This is a genomic window from Burkholderia sp. PU8-34, from assembly GCF_053427725.1.
In genome coordinates, this window is sequence record NZ_JBSAXC010000008.1 from 220,423 (window position 1) to 244,379 (window position 23,957).

Consider the following 23,957-nt stretch of genomic DNA (forward strand, 5'->3'; position numbering starts at 1 on the left):
TGGATATGAAGGCGCCGGCCCTGTTTTTGCCGTGGCCTCGAACGGTACTTTTACCGTTTCTCCGATGCCTGCCGTCCAGACCAAGACGTGCGGCGTCGTGATTCCGCGGCACGCATTCTGTCTCGCCATCGAGCCGAGCGAGCCGCACGAATCATGTTCATGGGAGATCTGAATGAACGCTTGGTTATCGTGGCGTCCCAGTGAGCGGCACACGCACGTCGTGCGTGCAGTGCTGCGTCGCGGGACGCGTGTCAGTCACCATTTATTCAGCGTCGTAGGCTGTCTCGCTGTTGGGGTTGCGCTCGCGTTGTGGCTGTTGCCAACCGTGCGCGGCACGCTCGCCGCGAAGCTGATGCCGGCCGTGTCCGCGGCCGTGCAGGCCGGTCCGGCGCGCTTGCTGACCGGTCATCCGCTGCCGAGTTTCGCGCCTGCGGGCGTGCAGCCGCAGCAGGACGACACCCCGGAGACCGACGCGCTTGCGGTCGGTCTCGACGTTGCGTCGGATGCCGTCGCGCAGAACGACGCCGATGAGTCCCACAACGGCCAGTCGCCGGTTTCGCTGGCCAAGCTGATTCCGTCCCAGCGTGTGCCCGCCGATGCGCGCGACGACCGCTCACTCGCGTCGAACCGCGAACAGGCGCTCGTCGCGACCTACCTGTCGCGCCGCTACCGCGTTGCGCAGGAGCCGGTCGGCCAGCTCGTCAAGGCCGCGTTCCAGACCGGCCGCGACATCGGTCTCGATCCGCTGCTGCTGCTGTCCGTGATGGCGATCGAATCGGGCTTCAATCCGTATGCCGAGAGCGGCGTCGGCGCGAAGGGCCTGATGCAGGTAATGTCGAAGGTCCACTCCGACAAGTTCGAGTATTTCGGCGGCACGGATACCGCGCTGCAGCCGCTCGCGAACCTGCAGGTCGGCGCGCTCGTGCTGAAGGATTGCATCGCACGCGGCGGCTCGCTCGCCAGCGGCCTGCGCATGTACAACGGCTCGACGAATCCGGACGACAACGGCTACAGCTCGAAGGTGATGGCCGAGCGCGGGCGCCTGCGCGATGTCGCGCACGGCCGCAGCGTGCCGGTCAATGCGCCGCATGCTCCGGCGAAGATCGTCACGGCCGCGGCGACGACGGCCGCGGCGGGCGGCGCGAAGCGCGTGCACGTGACGCTCGAGGCCGCGCAGCCGCTGTCGGCAAAGACGGCCGCGCCGAAGACGCCGCAGCAGGACGACGCCAGCGTCGACACCGCCAAGCAGTCGCATGCCGATCACTCGGAACTGGGCGCGTAACGATCGATTCACGCGATTCCGGTTCGGCGAAAACGAAAAAAGCACCCGAGCGGGTGCTTTTTTGTTGCGCGTGACCCGTCCTGAAACAGGTTGACAGTCCTGGTTCACTGAGACGCCCGATGCATTGCATCGGGCGTTTTGTATTTCAGAACGGCATGCGGCTCGCTCGTGCCGATCGCGGCCGCATGGCCGGTCAGCGCAGCTTGAACAGCGTCGCGAGCCGCTCGACGGCTTCTTCGAGCCGCGAGTAGGCGGTCGCATAAGACAGCCGGATATAGTCGCGCGGCGCATGCACGCCGAAATCCATCCCCGGCACGAGCACGACGCCGGCATCGTGCAGCATCGCCTGCGTGAGCGCCGCGCTGTCGCCGGCCGCCGGGTGGGCGACGCCGCCGCAGTGCGCGTACACGTAGAACGCGCCGTCAGGCATCACGGGCACCGTGAAGCCGAGCGTTTCGAGCGCGGGCGCGATGAAATCGCGGCGCCGCTTGAATTCGAGGCGGCGCGCTTCGTAGATGTCGAGCGCCTCGGGCTCGAAGCACGCGAGCGCCGCATGCTGCGCGAGCGCGGACGGGCAGATGAACAGGTTCTGCGCGAGCTTCTCGAAGATGCCGACGAGCGCCGGCGGTACGACGAGCCAGCCGAGCCGCCAGCCGGTCATGCTGAAGTATTTCGAGAAGCTGTTGACGGTGACGACGTCGTCGCCGAACGACAGTGCCGACACGGGCGGCGCGTCGTAGCTGAGCCCCTGGTAGATCTCGTCGACGATCGTGAAGCCGCCGCGTGCACGCACGGCTTCCACTATCCGCTTCATCTCGTCGGGTTCGAGCGACGTGCCGGTCGGGTTCGACGGCGACGCCAGCAGCACGCCGCGGGTCTTGTCGCCCCACAGCCGGCGGACGTCGTCCGCGGTTAGCTGGAAGCGTGCGGCCGGGCCGCTCGGCACGAGCACCGGACGGCCTTCGGCCGCCGCGACGAAGTGCCGGTTGCACGGGTACGACGGGTCCGGCATCAGCACCTCGTCGTCGCGGCCGACGAGCGCAAGGCACGCGAGCAGCAACGCGGCGGACGCGCCGGCCGTCACGACGATCCGCTCGGGGCTGATCGTGAGCCCGTACGCGCGCGCATAGTGCGCGGCGATCGCCTCGCGCAGCGGCGCGATGCCGAGCGCGCTCGTATACTGCGTGACACCGCGGCGCAGTGCCGCCGCGGCAGCCTCGACAACCGGTTCCGGCGCGGTGAAGTCCGGCTCGCCGATGCCCATGTGGATGATGTCGCGGCCTGCGGCTTCGAGCCGCTGCGCTTCCTTCATCAGTTCCATCACGTAAAACGGCTGGATCGCGTCGACGCGTGCAGCGAGCGTGACGAGCGAATCGGCGGTGGTATTCATCGGTCGGTCGGGAGAGGGGGCGTCAAACGAAAGAGCGGAAAAATAAAGCGGCCGAAAAAAACGGGCGCATGCGCGCCCGTCGAGGATCAGCCGTTGCGGCGCGCCTGCGTTTCGGCGGGGCGCAATTGCGCGGCGAGCTTGTCGAGCACGCCGTTTACGTACTTGTAACCGTCGGAGCCGCCGAACGTCTTGGTCAGCTCGACCGCTTCATTGATGATCACGCGATACGGCGTTTCGATGTGGTGCGTGAGCTCGAACGTCGCGATCAGCAACACGGCCCGTTCGATCGGGGAAAGCTGGTCGATCGGACGGTCGAGGCAGGGCGTCAGCGCTTCGGCAAGCGTTGCATGCTCGCGGATCACGCCGTTCAGGATTGCATCGAGCAGGTCCTTGTCGGCCTTGTCGTAACCCAGCGCGCCGCGCAGTTGCGCGTCGATCTCGCCTGCGGACGCGTTCGACAGCAGCCATTGATACAGGCCTTGCGTCGCCAGCTCGCGCGATTGTCGGCGGGCGCTCTTCTTCATGCGCGCTCCTCTTCGTCGTCTTCGTCTTCTTCTTCGTCTTCCTCGTCGCCGAGCTGGTCGAGCGCCATCGTCAGATTGGCCATCTCGACTGCGACGCGCGCCGCGTCACGACCCTTCTCGGTCATGCGTGCGACGGCCTGCTCGTCGGTTTCGGTCGTCAGGACAGCGTTCGCGATCGGCAGGTTGAAGTCGAGGCCGATGCGGGTGATGCCCGCGCCGCTCTCGTTCGACACAAGCTCGAAGTGGTAGGTCTCGCCGCGGATCACCGCGCCGAGCGCGATCAGCGCGTCGAACTGGCCGCTTTCCGCGAGCTTCTGCAGCGCGAGCGGGATTTCCAGCGCGCCGGGCACCGACACGAGCAGCACGTCTTCGCCGGTGACGCCGAGGCGTTCGAGCTCTTCGACGCATGCGTCCGCGAGGCCGTTGCACACGGGCTCGTTGAAGCGCGATTGCACGATGCCGATACGCAGGCCGTCGCCCTCGAGATTCGGTTGGTATTGTCCGATTTCCATGATCTTTGTCCGTGGTGTGGATGAACGGTTATAAGGCGAAAATGCCGTGACGGATTACGCGTGCGGCGTCGAGCCGCAGGCCTTGGCTTCGCCGCCGGGCATCGGCACGAAGCCCGTGACTTCGAGGCCGTAGCCGGACATGCTGCCCAGCTTGCGCGGATTCGACAGCACCTGCATCTTGCTGACGCCGACATCGCGCAGGATCTGCGCGCCGATGCCGAACGTCTTGAAATCGACCGGCCGGCGCTTCAGCGCCGCGGCCTTCTCTTCCTCGTCGAACGCCTTGAAGACGTCGACCAGATGTTCCTTCGTATCGCCGCAGTTGAGCAGCACGATCACGCCGTGGTCGCGCTGCGCGATCTCGCGCATCGCGGCGTCGAGTGTCCACGAGTGCGTTGACGTGCCGGTCTCGAGCAGGTCGAGGACCGACAGCGGCTCGTGCACGCGTACTGGCGTGTCGCGATCCGGCGACGGCGTGCCGCGCACCAGCGCGATGTGCGGCGAGCCGGTCGGCTGGTCGCGGTACAGCACCGCGCGGAACGTGCCGTGCGCGGTCTGCATCATGCGCTCGGCGACGCGCTCGATGATCGACTCGGTGCGGCTGCGGTAATGGATCAGGTCGGCGATCGTGCCGATCATCAGGCCGTGTTCCTTCGCGAATTCGATCAGGTCCGGCAGGCGGGCCATCGTCCCGTCGTCCTTGATGATCTCGCAGATCACCGCGGCGGGCGTGAGGCCGGCAAGCGCGGTGAAGTCGCAGCCGGCTTCGGTGTGGCCGGCACGTACGAGCACGCCGCCCGGCTGCGCCATGATCGGGAACACGTGGCCCGGCTGCACGATCTGCTCGGGGCGCACGTCGTGCGCGACCGCCGTGGCGATCGTGTGCGCGCGGTCGGCGGCCGAGATCCCGGTCGTCACGCCTTCGGCCGCTTCGATGCTGACCGTGAACGCGGTGCCGTACTGCGTGCCGTTGCGGTACGTCATCAGCGGCAGGTGCAGCTGCTTGCAGCGTTCCTGCGTCAACGTCAGACAAATCAGGCCGCGGCCGAACTTCGCCATGAAGTTGATCGCTTCCGGCGTAATGAATTCGGCGGCGATCACCAGATCGCCTTCGTTTTCGCGGTCTTCTTCGTCGACCAGGATCACCATCCGGCCGGCTTTCAGCTCGGCAATGATGTCGGGCGTGGAGGCGAGCGTCATAAAGGGGGAGGGGCGAGAAAGAGGAAAGTGCGTATTTTACGCCAGCCGGGCCGGGTTTCGGCTCGCGCGGGCGGCAGCGGTGGCGCCGGGTGCCGAAAACGCCGGCACGACGGGCGCCGGGCCGGCCCGCCGACCCTCCGGCGTAACCGGTGCTTCAGCCTCGGCGCGGGGCGCCGGTTGCTCAGGCGGAGCGTTTGCGCGGTCATGCTGTGCGGCCGGCCCCGGTTGCACGTGGCCGGCGCATGGCCTTACGGCCGCCCGAGGTAGTCGAGCTTGCCGAGTTCGACGCCGTTGTGACGCAGGATGTCGTATGCGGTCGTCACGTGGAAGAAGAAGTTCGGCAGCACGAAATCCAGCAGGTACGACTGGCCCGTGAACTCGAGCGGGCCGACGCGCATCTTGAGTACGACCTGGCGCGTTTCCGAGCCGTCGATCTGCGCCGCGTCGAAGCCCTTCAGGAAGTCGATCGTTTTCTGCAGGCGCGCGTGCAGTTCGTCGAACGTCTGCTCGACGTCCGCGTAGCTCGGAATCTCGACGCCCGCCAGCCGCGCGGCGCAGCCTTTCGCGGTGTCGGTCGCGATGAAGACCTGGCGCGCGAGCGGCAGCATGTCCGGGTACAGGCGGGCGCCGACCAGCACCGACGGATCGATCTGCTTTTCGGCCGCATGCGCCTGGGCCTTGCCGAGAATGTGCTGCAGGTTTGTCAGGCCGCGGATCAGGACAGGCACCGAGGCCTGGTACATCGAAATGGACATGGACGGTTCCTCGAAGGGGACGATCGTGCGCGCGCCGGCACGCAATGGAGCCCGGCGCGTGGTGCAATGAGGCGGCGAAATGGCCGCTGCAGCATCATAGCGCGGCAGCATCGCGCGTGCGTGACGATGGCCGAACGGGCAAGGTTGGTCATCGGGATCGCAATCAGGGCCACAAGCGGGGCCAGCGGGGGCTACAAGCGGGGACGGCAAGCGGGGACGGCAAGCGGGGACGGCAAGCGGGGCCGACAAGCGCGCCTGGCCGGACGGACGAGTCGCGATCGGCCGCACGTACCGGTTAGAATGCGCGCACACGTCCGCCTCGTCGGCGGACAATCCAAAACGTCGGGCGTGACGTGATGTGACGTATCGTGCCCGCGCCAACGGCCATCGTGCGGCCGGCTTTGCGCGCCGCGCGCCGGTGCCGGCCCATGCGGGGTGTCGGCTGCGCCCGTGGCGCACACCGGCAGGCGGGCGCTTTCACCGGCGCTTGCACCGACGTTTGGCGATCTCGATCGGATGCTCCCCGGACATGTCGACTCCCGCCGTTCTGCTGCTCGTCCTGCTGTTCAACTGCGTCGCGACGTCGGCCGTGCTCGGCTCGCTGTGGCGCGCGGACGTGCCGGGCGTGAGCCGCTGGCTCGCGTCGCAGGCGCTGCTCGCGATGGCGGTCGGCGCGCTGCTGGCCGCGCCATCGTCACAGGCAGCCGTGGCCGCCGCCGCCGCGCTGTATGTGGGCGCGACGCTCGCGATCCTGCAGGGCTTCCGGCAATTCTTCGGCTTGCGGCCCGCATATCGCGCCGAGCAGGCTGCGGCCGCGCTGCTGGCGGCGGCGCTCGTCGGCTGCGCGTTGGCCGGATCGCTGTCCGAGCTGCGCGTCGTGCTCGTGTCCGCAATGGCCGTGTACGTGCGCGTCGCGATCGGCTGGCTTGCGTATCGGCGGCGGCCCGCGCATCGTCCGGCGTTCGCGTATGTGTTCGTGTGGGTGGTCGCGATCGCCGGCGCAATCGTCCAGTTCGCCCGCGGCGCCGCGTTCGCGCTCGGGCGCGGCGACGACGCGTCGCTGCTGCACCCGACGCCGCTGAACGTTGTGTTCGTCGCGCTCGGCGTGTTGAGCCTGCTGTGCCTGTCGATGGGCGTCGTGATGCTCGCGCACGACCGCGTGGCCGAACGTCTGGAGCGGCTCGCGACCATCGACGGCCTGACGGGCGCGCTGATGCGCGGCGCCTTCCTCGATCAGGCCGAGCAGCGTTGCCAGCGCGCGGCGCGCGCCGGTTCGCCGCTGTCGCTCGTCATCGTCGATCTCGACAACTTCAAGGCCATCAACGATCGCCACGGGCATGCGGCGGGCGACCAGGCGCTCGTGCATTTTGCGGCGGTGATGTCGGGCGGCATCCGGCCGTGCGATCTGTTCGGGCGGCTCGGCGGCGAGGAGTTCGCGGTGCTGTGCCCGGATTCGTCCGCCGACGATGCGGCGCGCGCGATCGACCGCTTGCGGGCGGCGCTCGCGGGCGGCGCGGTGCCTGAAGCCGGAGGCGCCGTGCCGGATGCCGCCGGCGTCGTCCGGTTCACGTTCAGCGCGGGCGTGGCCGAGCGTGCCGCCGGCGAGCCGCTGACGCAATGGATGGCGCGCGCCGATGCGGCGCTCTATGCGGCGAAATCGGCCGGGCGTGACCGGGTGAGGGTCGCCGCGCCGGTGCGGCGCGCCGGCGCCGTCGTCTGAGCGAGGGGGCGACGCGCCGGGCGACGGTCGCTCAGGCCGAGTTCAGCCAGTCGATCCGCTGCCGATGGCCGTCCGCGATATTGGCCGGCGACAGCGGCACGTGATCCTGGCCCCAGTAGCGGACGAGGCGGACAGGGCGGTTCAGCCGGGTCAGCGCCGCGAACATGCGCTCGCTCTGTTCGAGCGGCACGTAGTCCGCATCGCCGTGAAGGAGCAGCAGCGGGGCCGTGATGCGGTCCGCGTGTGCAATCGGGCTGATCGCTCGATAGGCGTCAGGCGCGGACCACGGCGGCGCGTCGATGCCCCAGCTGTTGTCGCAAAGCACCTTGCCGATCAGTTCGAACCGTTCGCGCCGGCCGTCCGCCGCGGTTTCGTATCGAGTGCGCGGGTCCAGCGATGTGTAGAGCGCGGCCGGGTCGCTGATACCGGCCGATGCGATGCCGGAACGGAACATCGACGTGTGCGCGAGCAGCATCATCGCGGCCCAGCCGCCAAGGCTCTGTCCGTACACGTGAAGCCGGTCCGGATCCACGTAGCCCGCGTCGACGCAGGCGCTCACGGCTGCGCGGACATCATCGGCCATGATGTCCGCGATGGCCGATGGCGATGCCTTCAGAATATCCGTCATGCTGACCTCGATGACTGCGTAACCGTGCGCCGCGAGCAGCTGGAAATTGAACGGAAACGGGCAACTGATCTCGTGAACCACGCGCCGGCGGCCCTTGACCTCCGCGCCGGGGTAGATCCATACGACCGCCGGCACCGGCGCGCCGGAGAAGTCCGGTGGGAGCAGGACATCGACGAACCGGTCCTGGTCCGGCGCCGGGGCGCGGCAGGGCAGCCGGCGCGTCTGGCCGGCCCGGATCTCGCGAAACCAGCGATTGGTCTCGAAGACGATCGCCGGTTCAGGCGAGTCCGGGGTGCGGACCAGCAGGCGGGTCGCATCGGCGTCCTGTGCGACGAATGCGGCGTAGCGCCCGCTCTCGTCGATGGCGACGCGTTCCCAATCCGCGTGATCATGCGCGCACTCGAGGGCGTCCCGATGCTCGGGCGGCGCCGGCGGATTCGCTTCGCGCGCCATGCGCAGCCGTTCGATCCCGGTGCGTTCCTCATCCGACAGCGCGCGCAGCGTGTGCGTCGCGATGTCGAACAGGCGCCATTCGGGTGGCGGCTCGACCGGCGCGTCGAATGACGCGCTGTCGAGGACGTCGACCGTCGCCCGCAGGCCGAGCGACGATTCCGCCCACTGCGCGGTTGCATGCTCGAAGAGGCGGGACTGAAGATGCGAGACCAGCGGGGTCGAGCCGCCCGCGAGAAGCGGCATGGCGACGCGGTGGCGGTCAAGCCACGCAAACGGCCCTTCGACGTCGAAGGCTGCAAGATCGAGGCTTTGCGATTCGGCCATCGGCGTCACGCGCCCCGTCGCCACCTCGATGAGCACGGGCGCGATTGCACAATGGCCGGCCGACACCATTGCCGCCGCGATGAAGCGTCCGTCGGGCGACCACGACGGCGCAAAGTACGCTTGCCCCTGCGTCGCGTTGCCGGCCAGCCGGCGCAGCGTACCGCTGTCGAATTCGAAAAGATGGAGTTCCGAGCGGTCGAGCCCGCCGAGATACGGCCGGTCGAACCGGACGCCGCTGCGAAGCGAACGGATGACGGCGAAGCAGACTGCGGTGCGATCGGGAGAGAACGCGCAGGCCTTGCCGTAGTACTGCGGGAATGTGTCGATCGACAGCAGGCCGTCGACGGTGAACCTGCGCCGGTCATCATCGTGCCCGGCGTGCGCGCCATCGGTGGGGCCGTCCGTCATGCGTGCGTCTCGTCTTTGTTGTGAGGAATTCACGTAGACAGGACGCGCGTCGACCGGGTTCCGGCCTGGCGCAGTGCGACAGGATGTGCGCCGGAGGGCCGCACCGATCGTGATGCGCGGGAAGGGAAGCCCCGCGCATTTTTCCGGCGTGCTTGCGAGCGCAGCGCGCCGCACGCCGGAGCCGGGCCGTCAGTCCTGCGGCATGCCCGCGTGCTGCGACGCCGACAGCATCCGCTCGACGTATCGCGCGATCATGTCGACTTCGAGATTCACGGTGCTGTCCGCCTTCAGGTGGCGCAGCGTCGTGACCTCGACCGTGTGCGGAATCAGGTTGATCGAGAATTCGCAGCCGTCGGCGCGATCGGTCACTGCGTTGACGGTCAGGCTCACGCCGTTGACCGTGATCGAGCCCTTGTACGCGAGATAGCGGCCGAGCTCGCGCGGCGCGACGATGCGCAACTCGTGCGATTCGCCGACCGGCGCGAAGTGCGACACGGTGCCGAGCCCGTCGACGTGGCCCGACACGATGTGTCCGCCAAGCCGGTCGTGCGCGCGCAGCGCCTTCTCCAGATTGACGTCGCCGGGCTCCGCGAGACCGACCGTGCGGTTCAGGCTCTCGCGCGACACCTCGACGTCGAACGCGGTGTCGGTCTTCTCGATCACCGTCATGCACGCGCCCTGGATCGCGATGCTGTCGCCGAGCGCGACGTCGGCGAGGTCGAGCCCGCCGGCCTGCACGGACAGGCGCACGCCGGCCTCGGGCTCCGTGCCGAGCGGCTGGATCGATTCAATGCGGCCGACGGCCGCGACAATTCCGGTAAACATCGTGACGATTCCGTTCAATGAGTGGCGGTGGGCGGCGCGAAGCGCGCCAGGATCCGCAGATCGTCGCCGATCCGCTCGATGCTGTGAAACGTGAGCTGCGCGCGGGCGTCGAGGCTCGCGGGCGCGGCGAGATCGAACATGCCGGCCGCGTCCGCGCCGAGCAGGCTCGGCGCGAGGTAGACCAGCAGTTCGTCGACGCAGTGCTCGCGCAGCAGCGAGCCGTTCAGCTTGTGGCCGGCCTCGACATGCAGCTCGTTGATGCCGCGCGCGCCGAGCGCCATCAGCAGCGCCGGCAGGTCGACCTTGCCGTGCGTGTTCGGCAGCGGCACGATTTCCGCGCCGCGCGCCTTCAGCGCGGCCGCGCGCGCTTCGCCCGCGTCGTCGAGCCGGCCGCAGAAGATCAGGAGCGGCGCGCCTTCGAGCAGGCGCGCGTCGAGCGGCAGCTCGAGGCGGCTGTCGACCAGCACGCGCTGCGGCTGGCGCGGCGTGTCGATGCCGCGCACGGTCAGTTGCGGGTTGTCCTCGCGCACGGTGCCGATGCCGGTGAGGATCGCGCAAGCGCGCGCACGCCACGCGTGCCCGTCGAGCCGCGCTTCGCCGCCGGTGATCCACTGGCTCTCGCCGGACGGCAGCGCGGTGCGGCCGTCGAGCGACGCGGCGGTTTTCATCCGCACCCACGGGCGGCCGCGCGTCATCCGCGACACGAAGCCGATGTTCAGTTCGCCCGCTTCATGCGCGAGCAGCCCGCAGCGCACGTCGATGCCCGCGTCGCGCAGCATCCCGAGGCCGCGCCCGGACACCTGCGGATTCGGGTCTTCCATCGCCGCGACCACCTTCGCGACGCGCGCGTCGATCAGCGCGTTCGCGCACGGCGGCGTGCGGCCGAAGTGGCTGCACGGCTCGAGCGTCACGTAGACGGTCGAGCCCGCGAGGTCGTGGCCGCGCGAGCGCGCGTCCTTCAGCGCCTGCACTTCCGCGTGATCCTGGCCGGCCGGCTGCGTGTAGCCTTCGCCGATCACGTCGCCGTCCTTGACGATCACGCAGCCGACGCGCGGGTTCGGCGTCGTCGTGTACATGCCGCGCGCGGCCAGCGCGAGCGCGCGCTGCATGTGGGCGAAATCGGTATCCGAAAACATCCGCGCGGCCCCGGGTCAGGCGGCCAGCGCGGCGAACGCGCGGCGCGCGGCGGCGAGCGTCGCGTCGATCACCGTGTCGTCGTGCGTGCTCGACACGAAGCCGGCTTCATACGCGGACGGCGCGAAGTACACGCCTTCGTCGAGCATCAGGTGGAAGAAGCGGTTGAAGCGCTCGATGTCGCTCTTCGTGACTTCCGCGAAGCTCGTCGGCACGCGCTCGGCGAAGTAGAGGCCGAACATCGCGCCGATCGAGTCCGCCGCGAACGGCACGCCGGCCGCGCGCGCCTCGGCGGCAAGGCCGTCGGCGAGGCGTTTCGTCTGCGCGGTCAGCGCGTCGTAGAAGCCCGGCGCCTGGATCAGCTGCAGCGTCTTCAGGCCCGCGGCGACCGCGATCGGGTTGCCCGACAGCGTGCCGGCCTGGTAGACGCCGCCGAGCGGCGCGAGGTGGGCCATGATGTCGCGGCGGCCGCCGAACGCGGCGGCCGGCATCCCGCCGCCGATCACCTTGCCGAGGCAGGTGAGGTCGGCCGTGATCCCGTAGTACGCCTGCGCACCACCGAGCGCGACGCGAAAGCCGCACATCACTTCGTCGAAGATCAGCACGGCGCCGTGCTTCGTGCACAGCGCGCGCAGCGCGTTCAGGAATTCCGGCGTGCCGCGCACGAGGTTCATGTTGCCGGCGACCGGCTCGACGATCACCGCGGCGATCTCGTCGCCGAACGCGCCGAACGCTTCCTCGAGTTTCTCGACGTTGTTGTATTCGAGCACGGTGGTGTGCTTCGCGATGTCGGCGGGCACGCCGGCCGACGTCGGGTTGCCGAACGTCAGCAGGCCCGAGCCGGCCTTCACGAGCAGGCTGTCCGCATGGCCGTGGTAGCAGCCCTCGAACTTGACGATGCGGCTGCGGCCCGTGAAGCCGCGCGCGAGGCGCAGCGCGCTCATCGTGGCCTCGGTGCCGCTCGACACCATCCGCACCTGCTCGATCGACGGCACGAGCTTGCAGATCTCCTCGGCAATTTCGATCTCGGCTTCGGTCGGCGCACCGAACGAGAAGCCGTCGGCCAGTACGTTCTGCACGGCCGCAAGGACTTCCGGATGGACGTGGCCGACGATCATCGGGCCCCACGAGCCGATGTAGTCGATGTACTGCTTGCCGTCGGCGTCCCAGAAATACGGACCTTGCGCGCGCGCGACGAAGCGCGGCGTGCCGCCGACCGAACGGAACGCGCGGACCGGCGAGTTGACGCCGCCGGGGATGGTTTTCTGGGCGCGTTCGAAGAGGATCTGATTGTTGGACATGGGCGAAACCTGCGAGAGAAGGGCGCGGGGGCCGCTGCACGGGCCGCGGCGCCTGGGCGGAACGATCCGTCCGATTGTACCGGAGACGCGCGCGGCGGGCCCGCCGGGCGGGATGCGGCCATTCGGCGCGTGGGGGATTGGGCTGGACGCGAGGCCGGGAGGGTGAATGCGACCCGATTATCGAGGCGGCTTGCGCCGGCCGCCCGTCAGCTCGGCCCAGCGCTTCTCGAGCGGGCCCTCGACCATCGGCTTGATCGACGTGCCGGACGTCTGCGCGTCCCACGTCTGTACCGAGTACGGATGCACGCGCAGCGCGTCGCGCGGGATCACGACTTCCTGGTGGCCGTCGACGAGCCAGTCGTACACGAAGTCGATGCACAGCCGGTAGCCGCGTTTCGTCGACGGATCGGGCACCTCGTACGGCGCACGCGTCACGTAGCCGGAGCCGAACACGCCCTTGGGCTCCTTCGCGACGCGGTGCAGGAACACGCGGTCGCCGGGCAGGATGCTGCGCGCGAAGCCGCAGCCCCATACGTCGTGCACGGCCTCGCCGGCCTTCACGCGCGCGACGACGTCGGGCAGCTCGGGCCACGGCCATTTCTTGGGGCTCCAGATCAGCAGGAAGGCGGTCATCGGTTCGGTCGGGCGACGGATTGGTCAGACAAGGGGAGCAAGCTTAATCGAATCCGCGCGCAGTCGCGTGCCGAGCGTACGTGACCGGCCGCGGGCAGTCGGGGTAAGCTCGGGGGCAGTCGGGAGCGGTCGAGGCAGTCGCGGCAGTCGCGGCCGGCCAGGGCAGCCGACCAGCAGACGAGCGGCATGCCGCAGGCCCGGCCGATCGGAACCCGCGTCGCGGCCGCGTGCTTTCGTCTGGGGCGGCCCGGTCAGCAGCCCAGGTATCCTGAAAAAGTTGCGCGTACAATCATGGGCCTGACTGCGCCGCTTGCGGCGCCGACCTTCTCCGTCTTCACCGCCGCGCGCGCCCCGATGCGCGCCGGCTCCTACCCGGATTCCCATGTCTCACGTCGTCCGGCGCCGGCCCGATGCCCGGCTGATCCTGTTGCTCGGCGCGCTCGCCGCCTGCGGGCCGATCGCCACCGACATGTACCTGCCGAGCCTGCCGTCGATCGCGGACGGCTTCTCCGTCAGCCCCGGCGCCGCGCAGCGCACGCTGACGAGCTTCATGGCCGGCTTCTCGATCGGCATGCTGCTGTACGGCCCGCTGTCCGACACCCTGGGGCGGCGTCCCGTGCTGCTCGGCGGCATCGCGCTGTTCACGCTCGCGAGCGTCGGCTGCTTCGTCGCGGGCTCGATCGACATGCTGATCGCCGTGCGCTTCCTGCAGGCGCTCGGCGCCGGCGCGGCGTCGGTGCTCGCGCGGGCGATCGCGCGCGACGCGCACGAGCCGAGCGACGCCGCGAAGGTGCTGTCGATGGTCGCGATCGTCACCGCGGTCGGGCCGCTGCTCGCGCCGCTCATCGGCGGACAGATCCTGCGCTTCGCGGGCTGGCGCGGCGTGTTCGTGGTGCTCGCGGCGTTCGGCGCGCTGTGCGCGGTGACCGCGTACCTGCGCGTGCCCGAGACCTGGCCGAAGGAGCGTCGCAAGAGCGCGGCCGTGCTCGCGTCGTTCGCGTCGTACGGGCGCATCCTGTCCGACCCCGTCGCGTGGGGGCACATGCTGTGCGGCGGGATGGCGTTCGCGTCGATGTTCTCGTACATCACGGCCACGCCGTTCGTCTACATCGAGTATTTCCACGTGTCGCCGCAGCATTACGGGCTGCTGTTCGGCCTGAACGTCGTCGGCATCATGATCGGCAATTTCACGAACACGCGGCTCGTCGGCAGCGTGGGCTCGCTGCGGATCATCTCGGCGGCGTCGCTCGTCAGCTGCATCGCGTCGCTCGCGGTCGCGCTCGTCGCGCTGACGGGGTGGGGCGGGCTGTGGTCGATCGTCGTGTGCCTGTTCTTCGTCGTCGGCGTCGTCGGGATCCTGTCCGCGAACTGCACGACCGACCTGATGCACCGGTACCCGCACAACGCGGGCGCGTCGGCGGCCGTGTTCGGCGCGATGCAGCTCGCGCTCGGCGCGCTCGCGAGCGTCGCGATCGGGGCGCTCGCGGACGGCACGCCGTTCGCGATGGGCGTGACGATCGGCGTCACCGGCGTGCTGTGCTTTGCCGGACGATTCCTCGTGCTGCGCTGGCACGGAAGGCCGGTGAAGGCCGGCGCCTGAGCGCCGATCCCGGATGAACGAACGCCACCGTGCGCGCTGCGCCGGTGGCGTTTTTCATTGGGGTGGGTCCGCTGCCATATCCTGCCGTGGCGCGGGCCGCCCATGAATGAAAAATGCCACCGGACGAAGCGCCCGGTGGCATGTCTGCGATTCGACTGCCGCGCAGCTTCGCGCGTCAGTCCCGCGCGGCGTCCTTCGGCGCCGGCGACGCGCCGTGGCTGAGCCAGTCGAGCACGTCGGCCGTCTCGTCGTCGTTCGCGCGCGCTTTCGCCTGCGCGACGGCGTCGCTCAGCTCCGCGTTCGGCGACGCACGGCGGATCGCGACGCCGACCGCGAGGATGTCGATCATCAGCAGATGCAGGATCCGCGAGATCATCGACAGCTGCGACTCGCGCATCTCGATGTGATCGGTTTCGAGCGCGACGGTCGCGCGCTTCGCGAGCGGCGTGTTGCTCGACGTGATCGCGATCACCTTCGCGCCGGCCTGCATCGCGACTTCGAGCACACGCAGCAGCTCGGGTGCGCGCCCGGACTTCGACACCGCGACGATCACGTCGCCCTTGCCGAGCAGCGCGGCCGACGCAGCCTGCATGTACAGGTCGCCGTACGCGATCGTCGGAATCCCGAAGCGGAAGAACTTGTAGTGCGCGTCCTGCGCGACGATGTTCGAGTTGCCGAGCCCGTAGAACTCGATACGCCGCGCGCTGTTCAGGATCTCGATCGCCTTTTCGACGTGCTCGAAATTCAGGTGCTCGCGCAGTTGAAGGATCGCGGACACCGTGTTGTCGAGCACCTTCGCGCCGAAGTCGGTGGCCGTGTCGCCGAGATGCACCTGGCTGTGGCTCATCGGAATCGTGCCGGTCAGGCCCGTCGCGAGCTTCAGCTTGAAGTCGGACAGCCCCTGACAGCCGAGCGAGCGGCAGAAGCGGATCACCGTCGGCTGGCTGACGTCGGCCTTGCGCGCGATGTCGACGATCGGATCGTTGATGATCGAGCGCGGGTGGTTCAGCGCGAGGTCGGCAACGCGGCGCTCGGCCGGCGTCAGCGCGTCGCGCATCTGGCGGATCCGCTCGAACACGGCCGACGACGCGCCGCCGGAGTGGTTCGACAGCTGCTCCGCGAGGATCGCCGATACGCCGAGGAACGCCGGATATTCGGCGGTGATCAGGTAGGTCGGAATGTTCTCGAGGTACTGCGTGAAGCGGCCCTTCGCCTCGAAGCGCGCGCGGAACGACGAGCGCGTGAACAGCTCGCCGAGTTTCAGCGCGACGCCGCCGCCGATATAGACGCCGCCGAGCGCGCCGAGCGTCAGCGCGACGCTGCCCGCGAACGCGCCGAGAATCCCGCAGAAGCATTCGACCGTCTCGAGCGCGAGCGCGTCGCCCGCATGCGCGCGCTCGACGATCTCGGCCGTGTCGACGGTTGCCGCGACGCGCTTCTTGTCGCGCGCGGCGAGCGCGCGATAGATGATCTCGATGCCGGGCCCCGCGCACACGCGCTCGAACGACACGTGCGGAAACTTCTTGCGCGCGTACTGCAGCACGAGATCCTCGCGCTCGTCCTGCGGCGCGAACGACGCGTGGCCGCCTTCGCTGCCGAGCGCGATCCAGCGGTCGTCGGCCGGTATCAGCCCCGACACGCCGAGCCCGGTGCCGGGCCCGAGCAGCCCGATCACGCTGTTCTGGCGGCGCGTGCCGCTGCCGATCTGCACGCGCTGCGCGTCGGTCAGGCCCGGCAGCGCCATCGCGAGCGCGGTGAAGTCGTTGACGACGAGCAGCGTGTCGAAGCCGAGCGCACGGCGCGTCGCCTCGATCGAGAAGCTCCAGTCGTGGTTGGTCATCGTGACCTGGTCACCGTCGACCGGGTTCGCGATCGCGATCGCCGCGTGGTTTACGCGAGCAATCTTCACGTCCTTCAGGTACTTGCGGATCGCGTCGGTGAGCGTCGGATACTCGGCGCCCGGGTAGACGCGGATCTGCGTGATCTCGCCCGGCCCGGTCTCCAGCGCGAAACGCGCGTTGGTGCCGCCGACGTCCGCGAGCAGGCGCGGACCGTCGGCATGTTGGCTCGCGGCGGCGGCTTTACTATGCGCACCAGTAGACATCGAGCTGGGTCCCCTTGTCGTTGGCCAGTTGCGAAATGGCGTTTTTCTGCGGCGACGAGGCGGCGGCCTCGAGCACCTCGCGTTTGCGGCTGCCCGCGATCAGCAGGAACAGCCGGTCGATGCGCTTCAGCGCATCGAGCGAAAAGCTCACGCGCGCATGGGGCGCTGCGCCCGGATGCACGGCGACGAAGCGTTCGGCGGTCGTGACCGCGTGATCCCATTCGGGCGCGTCGGCGAAGATCGACGCGGTGTGGCCGTCCTCGCCCATGCCGAGCACGGCGATGTCGGGCACGCGGTGCGCGGGGTTCGCGTTCAGCGCTGCGATGTGCGCGTCGAGCGCCGCGCGCGTATCGACGAGCGGCAGGAACGTCGCGCTCGCGGCCGTGTGCTGCAGCAGCGTGTCGCGCACGAGGCGCGCGTTGCTCGCTGCGTCGTCCTCCGGCACCCAGCGGTCGTCGACCAGCGTGACGTCGACGTGCGACCAGTCGAGCGCCGCATGCGACAGCGTCTGCAGGAACGGGCGCGGGCTGGTGCCGCCGGACACCGCGAGCGTCGGGCGCGCGGGGCGGGCGAGCACCGCGCGCAGCGCGTCGCCCACCGCCTGCGCGAGCGCCTGGCTTTGCGCTTCCTGGGTGTCGAAAGCGTGGATCTCGATCACATCTCCTCCGGACTGCTGTTGTCTGTAGTGTGGGGTACGACGGCGGGCACCGGGCGTGCAGTGCCCGCCGCTTGCATCAGTTCTCTTCTTCGAGCCAGCAGGTGCCGTGCTGCGCGAGCATCGCGCTCGACGCGGCCGGCCCCCACGTGCCTGCCGCATACGGCTTCGGCGGCTTCAGCGAACGCGCCCATTCGTTCAGGATCGGCTCGACCCAGCGCCACGCGGCTTCCTGCTCGTCGCGGCGCACGAAGAGGGCGAGGCGTCCGTTGATCACGTCGAGCAGCAGGCGCTGGTACGCCTCCATCTGGCCTTCCTTGAAGAACTGGTCGAACGCGAGGTCGAGGTGCACGCTCGCGAGGTTCATCCCTTCGCCGGGCTGCTTCGCGAGACAGTAGAGACGAATCGTCTCGTTCGGCTGCAGGCGGATCACGAGGCGGTTCGCGCCGGCGCGCAGCGCGGAGGCCCCCAGCGCCGAGTGCGGCACCGGACGGAAGTTGACGACGATCTCCGCGACGCGGTCGGCCAGGCGCTTGCCGGTGCGCAGGAAGAACGGGACGCCGGCCCAGCGCCAGTTCTCGATCTCGACCTTCAGTGCGACGAAGGTCTCGGTCGGGCTGTCCGGCTTCACGCCCGGCTCGGTCGCATAGGCCGGCACCTGCGCGCCCTTGATCACGCCCGCATGATACTGGCCGCGCACCGCGACCTTGCCGATGTCGCGCGAATCGACGGGCTTCAGCGCACGCAGCACGCGCAGCTTCTCGTCGCGCACCGAGTCGGAATCCATCGAATGCGGCGGCTCCATCGCGACGATCGACAACAGCTGCAGCAGGTGGTTCTGCACCATGTCGCGCAGCGCGCCGGTGTTGTCGTAGAAGTCGCCGCGCGCTTCGACGCCGAGCTCCTCGGCAATCGTGATCTGGATGCTCTCGACCCATTCGCGGCGCCACAGCGGCTCGAACAGCGCGTTGCCGAAGCGCAGCGCGAGCAGGTTCTGCACCGGCTCCTTCCCGAGGTAGTGGTCGATCCGGTAGATCTGGTCTTCCGCGAAGATCTCGCCGACCGCATCGTTGATCGCGTTCGACGAGCGCAGGTCGTAGCCGAGCGGCTTCTCGAGCACGATGCGCGCGCCCTGGTTCAGGCCGACCGACGCGAGCGCCTTGCAGATCGGCTCGAACAGCGACGGGCCCGTCGCGAGATAGAACACCCGGGTGCCGGGCAACGGGTCGACCGTGTCGCGCAGCAGCGCGTAGTCTTCCATGCGGCCGAGGTCGAGCTTCACGTAGACGATGCGCTCGACGAAGGTCTTCCACGCCGCTTCGTCGAACCCGCCGCGCGACGCCTTCGCCGCGTGCGGCTTCACGTGTTCCTCGACCCACTCGAGATACCCGGCGAGATCGGCCGCGTGGCGCGCGACCGCGACGATCCGGCCGCTCTCGGCCAGCATGTGCGCGCGGTGCGCTTCGAACAGCGCGGGGAGGATCTTGCGCATCGACAGGTCGCCGGTGCCGCCGAAAAGTACGAAGGTAAAGCTGGAATCCGTATGCATGTGTCTCCGCCCGGTTGGGGTAGCTGTGAAGCGATCCGTGATGCGACCGTAGTGCGATAAAAATATTTTTGACACTGAATTGTAGTTTAACTACAATTCGCCGCAAGGGGTAGCACCCGGACGAAGAAAAAATGAAGCGCGGTCGATGCAACAGCGCGTGCTTCGTCGCCGGGCGCGCCAAGTGCCGAATGTTATCGGACATTGATGACGCGCATCGTGCGCAGGTCGTCGGCCCCGGGCCCGTACCGCGTCGCGGCGGGCCAGAAACACAAGAGGAGACACGCCGTTGAATCTCAAGTCACGCTTTCTGTAAGAGCCCGGCCGGTCATCGGCCCCGTACGCGCGCAGCGTCCCGCGGCTCGATTTCCCAGTCGTTCGTCACCAAGAAGCCGGTTCCCGCTGCGGAACCTCACGAGTTGATTCAGTCTGGAGGAGATAAGTAATGAAAGTTCGCGCGATCATGGGCGCGCTCGGCGCCGCAGGCCTGATGGCTGGCGCCGTGGCGGCGCAGGCGGCCGAGAATGTGACGGTGCTGCACTGGTGGACCTCGGGCGGCGAGTCGAAAGCCGTCGGCGTGCTGAAGGACGACCTGCAGAAGCAGGGCTACGTCTGGAAGGACTTCGCGGTCGCGGGCGGCGCGGGCGCAGCGGCGATGACCGCGCTGAAGACCAAGGTGATCAGCGGCGACGCGCCGTCGGCCGCGCAGATCAAGGGCCCGCTGATCCAGGACTGGGCCGACCAGGGCGTGCTCGTCAACATCGATCCGGCCGCCGGCGACTGGAAGCAGAACCTGCCGCCGGAAATCGACAAGATCATGAAATACAAGGGCCACTACGTCGGCGCGCCGTTCTCGGTGCACCGCGTGAACTGGCTCTATATCAACAAGGCCGCGCTCGACAAGGTCGGCGCGAAGGTGCCGGCCACCTGGCCTGAATTCTTCGCGGTCGCCGACAAGCTGAAGGCCGCGGGCATCCAGCCGGTCGCGATGGGCGGCCAGCCGTGGCAGGACCTGACGCTGTGGGAAGACGTCGTGCTGTCGCAGGGCCCGGCGTTCTACAAGAAGGCGCTCGTCGATCTCGACCAGGCGACGCTCACGTCGCCGCAGATGCTCGACGTGTTCAACACGGTGCGCAAGATTCAGGGCTACTTCGACAGCGGCCGCAACGGCCGCGACTGGAACCTCGCGACCGCGATGGTCATCAACGGCAAGGCCGGCATGCAGTTCATGGGCGACTGGGCGAAGGGCGAGTTCGAGAACGCGGGCAAGAAGGCAGGCAAGGACTACATCTGCGCGGCGGTGCCGGGCACCGCGAATTCGTACACGTTCAACGTCGATTCGTTCGTGTTCTTCCAGCAGAAGGGCCAGAACGCGGCGACGCCGGGCCAGATCGCGCTCGCGAAAACCATCATGACGCCAGACTTCCAGGAGCAGTTCAGCCTGCAGAAAGGCTCGGTGCCGGTGCGCCTCGGCGTGAAGATGGACAAGTTCGACGACTGCGCGAAGAAGTCGTATGCGGACGAGCAGACGGCGATCAAGTCGGGCGGCTTCGTGCCGTCGCTCGCACACGGGATGGCGCAGGGCGACGCGACCGCCGGCGCGATCACCGACGTCGTGACGAAGTTCATGAACTCGCAGCAGGATTCGAAGAGCGCGGTCGCCGCGCTCGCGAAGGCCGCGAAGGTGAAGTAACGCGCGCGACGAACGCCCGGCCGGACCTGCTTCACCTGCCGGGCGCTTTCGCATCGTTTGTCTCTGCAGCAAACGGGCCGCCGTCCGGGCCCGCGGCGTACCCGACGCCGGCGCCGGTTTGGCTGGCCGGCGTCACTTTCGTCCCAGGAGTCGAATCAAGTGGCTGCCCCTCTTAGCGGAAACGGATCCGGCGCTGCCGCCGCACGGCGCATGTCGCCGATGTCGGCCTTCGCCGACCGCTGGATACCGAAGCTCGTGCTCGCGCCCAGCGTGGCGATCGCCGTGGTGTTCATCTACGGTTTCATCCTGATTACCGGCTATCTGTCGCTGACCCGTTCGCGGCTGTTGCCGAATTACGAATTCGACGGCTTCGGCCGTTACACGGACCTGTTCCAGAACGACGTGTGGTGGACCTCCGCCGCGAACCTCGGCTGGTTCGGCATTCCGTTCATCGCGATCTGCGTCGCGCTCGGTCTGTTTCTCGCGATCCTGCTCGACCAGAAGATCCGCAACGAAGGCGCGCTGCGCGCGATCTTCCTGTATCCGATGGCGCTGTCGTTCATCGTGACGGGCACCGCGTGGCAGTGGATCCTGAACCCGGGCCTCGGCCTCGAGAAGGTGATGCACGACTGGGGCTGGACGAGCTTCTCGTTCGACTGGCTCGGCGATCCGGACAAGGCGATCTTCTGCGTCGTGATCGCGGCCGTCTGGCAATCGACCGGCTTCGTGATGGCGCTGTTCCTGGCGGGCCTGCGCGGCGTCGACGCGGAGATCTTCAAGGCCGCACAGGTCGACGGCGCGACGATGCCGACGATCTACCGCAAGATCGTGATCCCGAGCATGCGCCCCGTGTTCTTCTCGGTGCTGCTGATCCTCTGCCACATCACGATCAAGACCTTCGACCTCGTCGTCGCGCTGACGGCGGGCGGGCCCGGCACGTCGTCGTCGCTGCCCGCGATGTTCATGTACACGTTTTCGTTCAACCGCGGCCAGCTCGGCCTCGGCGCCGCATCGTCGGTGATGATGCTCGCGACCGTCGTCGCGGTGCTTGTGCCGCTGATGTACCTGGAATCGAGGAGCACCCGCAATGCAGCCTAAGATGACCATCAGCCGCGCGGTCATTTACGCGGCCCTGATCCTGTTCGCGCTGTACTTCCTGTTCCCGATCTACGTGATGCTGTCGACGTCGTTCAAGGGTCTCGACCAGCTGCGCACCGGCAACCTGCTGACGCCGCCGTCGCACTGGACCGTCGATCCGTGGGTGAAGGCGTGGAGCGGGGCGTGCACCGGCGTGCGCTGCGACGGCATGAAGCCGTTCTTCCTGAACTCGCTGCAGATGGTGATCCCGGCCGTGCTGATCTCGTCGCTGATCGGCGCGTTCAACGGCTACGTGCTCACGCACTGGCGCTTTCGCGGTGCGGATGCGCTGTTCACGATGCTGCTGGTCGGCTGCTTCATCCCGTTCCAGGTGATCCTGCTGCCGATGGCGCGCCTGCAGGGGATGCTGGGCCTCGCCAATACGATCCCCGGCCTCGTGTTCGTGCACGTCGTGTACGGGATCGCGTTCACGACGATGTTCTTCCGCAACTTCTACGTGAGCGTGCCGGCCGAGCTCGTGAAGGCGGCGCGCATCGACGGCGCGGGTTTCTTCACGATCTTCACGAAGATCCTGCTGCCGGTGTCGTTGCCGATCTTCATGGTGTGCCTGATCTGGCAGTTCACGCAGATCTGGAACGACTTCCTGTTCGGGATCGTGTTCTCCGGCGTCGACTCGATGCCGATCACGGTCGCGCTGAACAACCTCGTGAACACGTCGACGGGCGTGAAGGAATACAACGTCGACATGGCGGGCGCGATCATCGCCGCGCTGCCGACGCTGCTCGTCTACGTGATCGCCGGCCGCTACTTCGTGCGCGGCCTGACGGCGGGCGCGGTGAAGGGCTGAGCGCGGTTTTCACGACACGACGAACCTGCCGCGCGACGCGCGGCGCATCGAAACGAACCGGACGCGGCGCACGGCGCGCGCCGAGCTTTGCATGGGACCGGAGCAAGCGCTGAAGCGCCAGCTCCGGCCGACACCAGAGACAGAGGATTCACAGCATGGCAAGCCTTTCCATCCGTGACGTGTACAAGACCTACCCGAACGGCGTGCCCGTCCTGAAGGGTGTCGACATCGACATCGAGGACGGTCAGTTCCTGATTCTCGTCGGCGGCTCGGGCTGCGGGAAATCGACGCTGCTCAACATGATCGCCGGGCTCGAGACGGTCACGAGCGGCGAGATCCGGATCGACGGCAAGGTCGTCAACGACCTGTCGCCGAAGGACCGCGACATCGCGATGGTGTTCCAGTCGTACGCGCTGTATCCGTCGATGACGGTGCGCGAGAACATCTCGTTCGGCCTGAACATCCGCAAGGTGCCGAAGAGCGAGCAGGCGCAGATCGTCGATCGCGTGTCGAACATGCTGCAGATCTCGCACCTGCTCGACCGCAAGCCCGGGCAGCTGTCGGGCGGCCAGCGGCAGCGCGTCGCGATGGGCCGCGCGCTTGCGCGCGATCCCGTGATGTTCCTGTTCGACGAGCCGCTGTCGAACCTCGACGCGAAGCTGCGCATCGAGATGCGCGCGGAGATCAAGCTGCTGCACCAGCGTCTCGGCACGACGATCGTCTACGTGACGCACGACCAGATCGAGGCGATGACGCTCGGCGACCGCATCGCGGTGATGAAGGACGGCGTCGTCCAGCAGTTCGGCGCGCCGCAGGAGATCTACGATTCGCCGTCGAACCTGTTCGTCGCGGGCTTCATCGGCGCGCCGCCGATGAACTTCATCAACGGCCGGCTCGTCGAGCAGGGCAGCGGCGTCGCGCTGGAGATCGACACGGGCGTCACGCGCGGCGCGCTGAACCTGCCGTTCGACGCGGCGAAGCTGAAGTCCTACGTCGGCCGCGAGGTGATCCTCGGGCTGCGCCCGGAGCGCATCACCGACGCGCGCAGCGCGCACAACGGCGACGCGTCGCACCTGCAGCCGCTCGCCGTGCGCGTCGACGTGACCGAGCCGACCGGCCCGGACACGCACGTGTTCGCGCAGGTGAACGGCAAGCGCATCGTGAGCCGCGTGCATCCGGCCGCGAACCCGCAGCCGGAGCAGACGCTGTCGCTGCTGTTCGATGTGTCGAAGGCCGTGCTGTTCGATCCGGCGTCGGAAGAGCGGATCGCCTGACGCGGCAAGGGCGGGATTGCAAACGACAAGGGGGCCGTTTCGACGGCCCCC

At 68.3% G+C, this 23,957-nt stretch carries 20 protein-coding genes; 7 read left to right on the plus strand and 13 right to left on the minus strand.

The features are described 5' to 3' along the window. Positions 1 to 172 precede the first annotated feature (172 nt). On the plus strand, positions 173 to 1,282 hold the full coding sequence (locus ACV22Z_RS20595) for a transglycosylase SLT domain-containing protein (RefSeq protein WP_448078136.1): 1,110 nt from the start codon (positions 173 to 175) through the stop codon (positions 1,280 to 1,282). Positions 1,283 to 1,475: 193 nt separating this feature from the next. Here the strand turns inward: ACV22Z_RS20595 and ACV22Z_RS20600 are convergent, their stop codons facing one another. The 5 genes from ACV22Z_RS20600 to ACV22Z_RS20620 form a co-directional block, all read right to left on the minus strand. After that, the gene (locus tag ACV22Z_RS20600) at positions 1,476 to 2,672 is read right to left on the minus strand and encodes a pyridoxal phosphate-dependent aminotransferase (protein WP_448078137.1); all 1,197 of its coding nucleotides are present in this window, start codon (positions 2,670 to 2,672) and stop codon (positions 1,476 to 1,478) included. An 86-nt stretch (positions 2,673 to 2,758) separates the two neighbouring features. After that, positions 2,759 to 3,196 (minus strand): transcription antitermination factor NusB, encoded by a 438-nt coding sequence (gene nusB / locus ACV22Z_RS20605; protein ID WP_448078138.1) that lies wholly within the window; start codon positions 3,194 to 3,196, stop codon positions 2,759 to 2,761. Continuing rightward, entirely contained in the window at positions 3,193 to 3,708 is a 516-nt protein-coding gene (gene ribH / locus ACV22Z_RS20610) for a 6,7-dimethyl-8-ribityllumazine synthase (protein ID WP_448078139.1), read from the minus strand. The genes nusB and ribH overlap by 4 nt, the downstream gene beginning before the upstream one ends. 54 nt (positions 3,709 to 3,762) lie before the next feature. Beyond that, positions 3,763 to 4,908 carry a bifunctional 3,4-dihydroxy-2-butanone-4-phosphate synthase/GTP cyclohydrolase II gene (ribBA, locus tag ACV22Z_RS20615; protein ID WP_448078140.1) on the minus strand — a complete coding sequence of 382 codons (1,146 nt, stop codon included), beginning with the start codon at positions 4,906 to 4,908 and terminating at the stop codon, positions 3,763 to 3,765. Between the two features lie 248 nt (positions 4,909 to 5,156). Then, on the minus strand, positions 5,157 to 5,663 hold the full coding sequence (locus ACV22Z_RS20620) for a DUF1993 domain-containing protein (RefSeq protein ID WP_448078141.1): 507 nt from the start codon (positions 5,661 to 5,663) through the stop codon (positions 5,157 to 5,159). A gap of 529 nt (positions 5,664 to 6,192) precedes the next feature. On the opposite strand from ACV22Z_RS20620, the gene ACV22Z_RS20625 reads away from it, so the two are divergent. Beyond that, positions 6,193 to 7,383 (plus strand): GGDEF domain-containing protein, encoded by a 1,191-nt coding sequence (locus ACV22Z_RS20625; protein ID WP_448078142.1) that lies wholly within the window; start codon positions 6,193 to 6,195, stop codon positions 7,381 to 7,383. 31 nt (positions 7,384 to 7,414) lie between these two features. On the opposite strand, the gene ACV22Z_RS20630 is transcribed toward ACV22Z_RS20625, so the two are convergent. From ACV22Z_RS20630 to ACV22Z_RS20650, 5 genes are all read right to left on the minus strand, one after another. After that, a complete protein-coding gene (locus ACV22Z_RS20630; RefSeq protein WP_448078143.1) occupies positions 7,415 to 9,196 on the minus strand; it encodes a S9 family peptidase in 1,782 nt (593 codons plus the stop codon). A 189-nt stretch (positions 9,197 to 9,385) separates the two neighbouring features. Next, the gene (locus ACV22Z_RS20635) at positions 9,386 to 10,021 is read right to left on the minus strand and encodes a riboflavin synthase (RefSeq protein ID WP_448078144.1); all 636 of its coding nucleotides are present in this window, start codon (positions 10,019 to 10,021) and stop codon (positions 9,386 to 9,388) included. A 14-nt stretch (positions 10,022 to 10,035) separates the two neighbouring features. Further along, positions 10,036 to 11,157 (minus strand): bifunctional diaminohydroxyphosphoribosylaminopyrimidine deaminase/5-amino-6-(5-phosphoribosylamino)uracil reductase RibD, encoded by a 1,122-nt coding sequence (gene ribD / locus ACV22Z_RS20640; RefSeq protein ID WP_448078145.1) that lies wholly within the window; start codon positions 11,155 to 11,157, stop codon positions 10,036 to 10,038. A gap of 15 nt (positions 11,158 to 11,172) precedes the next feature. Beyond that, on the minus strand, positions 11,173 to 12,456 hold the full coding sequence (gene hemL, locus ACV22Z_RS20645; protein ID WP_448078146.1) for a glutamate-1-semialdehyde 2,1-aminomutase: 1,284 nt from the start codon (positions 12,454 to 12,456) through the stop codon (positions 11,173 to 11,175). A 177-nt stretch (positions 12,457 to 12,633) separates the two neighbouring features. Beyond that, on the minus strand, positions 12,634 to 13,089 hold the full coding sequence (locus ACV22Z_RS20650) for a hypothetical protein (RefSeq protein ID WP_448078147.1): 456 nt from the start codon (positions 13,087 to 13,089) through the stop codon (positions 12,634 to 12,636). A 382-nt stretch (positions 13,090 to 13,471) separates the two neighbouring features. Between ACV22Z_RS20650 and ACV22Z_RS20655 the strand changes: the two genes are divergently transcribed. Further along, positions 13,472 to 14,689 (plus strand): Bcr/CflA family multidrug efflux MFS transporter, encoded by a 1,218-nt coding sequence (locus ACV22Z_RS20655; protein ID WP_448078148.1) that lies wholly within the window; start codon positions 13,472 to 13,474, stop codon positions 14,687 to 14,689. Positions 14,690 to 14,864: 175 nt separating this feature from the next. On the opposite strand, the gene ACV22Z_RS20660 is transcribed toward ACV22Z_RS20655, so the two are convergent. The 3 genes from ACV22Z_RS20660 to zwf form a co-directional block, all read right to left on the minus strand. Beyond that, positions 14,865 to 16,793 (minus strand): bifunctional transcriptional regulator/glucokinase, encoded by a 1,929-nt coding sequence (locus tag ACV22Z_RS20660; RefSeq protein ID WP_448078149.1) that lies wholly within the window; start codon positions 16,791 to 16,793, stop codon positions 14,865 to 14,867. Beyond that, entirely contained in the window at positions 16,774 to 17,451 is a 678-nt protein-coding gene (gene pgl, locus ACV22Z_RS20665) for a 6-phosphogluconolactonase (RefSeq protein WP_448078150.1), read from the minus strand. The genes ACV22Z_RS20660 and pgl overlap by 20 nt, the downstream gene beginning before the upstream one ends. Positions 17,452 to 17,527: 76 nt before the next feature. Next, positions 17,528 to 18,997, minus strand: a complete 1,470-nt coding sequence (gene zwf / locus ACV22Z_RS20670) for a glucose-6-phosphate dehydrogenase (protein ID WP_448078151.1) — start codon at positions 18,995 to 18,997, stop codon at positions 17,528 to 17,530. Between the two features lie 442 nt (positions 18,998 to 19,439). Here zwf and ACV22Z_RS20675 point away from each other — a divergent pair, with 442 nt between their 5' ends. From ACV22Z_RS20675 to ACV22Z_RS20690, 4 genes are all read left to right on the plus strand, one after another. Continuing rightward, on the plus strand, positions 19,440 to 20,687 hold the full coding sequence (locus ACV22Z_RS20675; protein ID WP_448078152.1) for an ABC transporter substrate-binding protein: 1,248 nt from the start codon (positions 19,440 to 19,442) through the stop codon (positions 20,685 to 20,687). Positions 20,688 to 20,846: 159 nt separating this feature from the next. Then, positions 20,847 to 21,785, plus strand: coding sequence for a carbohydrate ABC transporter permease (locus ACV22Z_RS20680; RefSeq protein WP_448078153.1), 939 nt, complete (start codon positions 20,847 to 20,849; stop codon positions 21,783 to 21,785). Next, the gene (locus tag ACV22Z_RS20685; protein WP_448078154.1) at positions 21,775 to 22,632 is read left to right on the plus strand and encodes a carbohydrate ABC transporter permease; all 858 of its coding nucleotides are present in this window, start codon (positions 21,775 to 21,777) and stop codon (positions 22,630 to 22,632) included. The genes ACV22Z_RS20680 and ACV22Z_RS20685 overlap by 11 nt, the downstream gene beginning before the upstream one ends. A gap of 155 nt (positions 22,633 to 22,787) precedes the next feature. Continuing rightward, on the plus strand, positions 22,788 to 23,906 hold the full coding sequence (locus tag ACV22Z_RS20690; RefSeq protein ID WP_448078155.1) for an ABC transporter ATP-binding protein: 1,119 nt from the start codon (positions 22,788 to 22,790) through the stop codon (positions 23,904 to 23,906). Positions 23,907 to 23,957 lie beyond the last annotated feature (51 nt).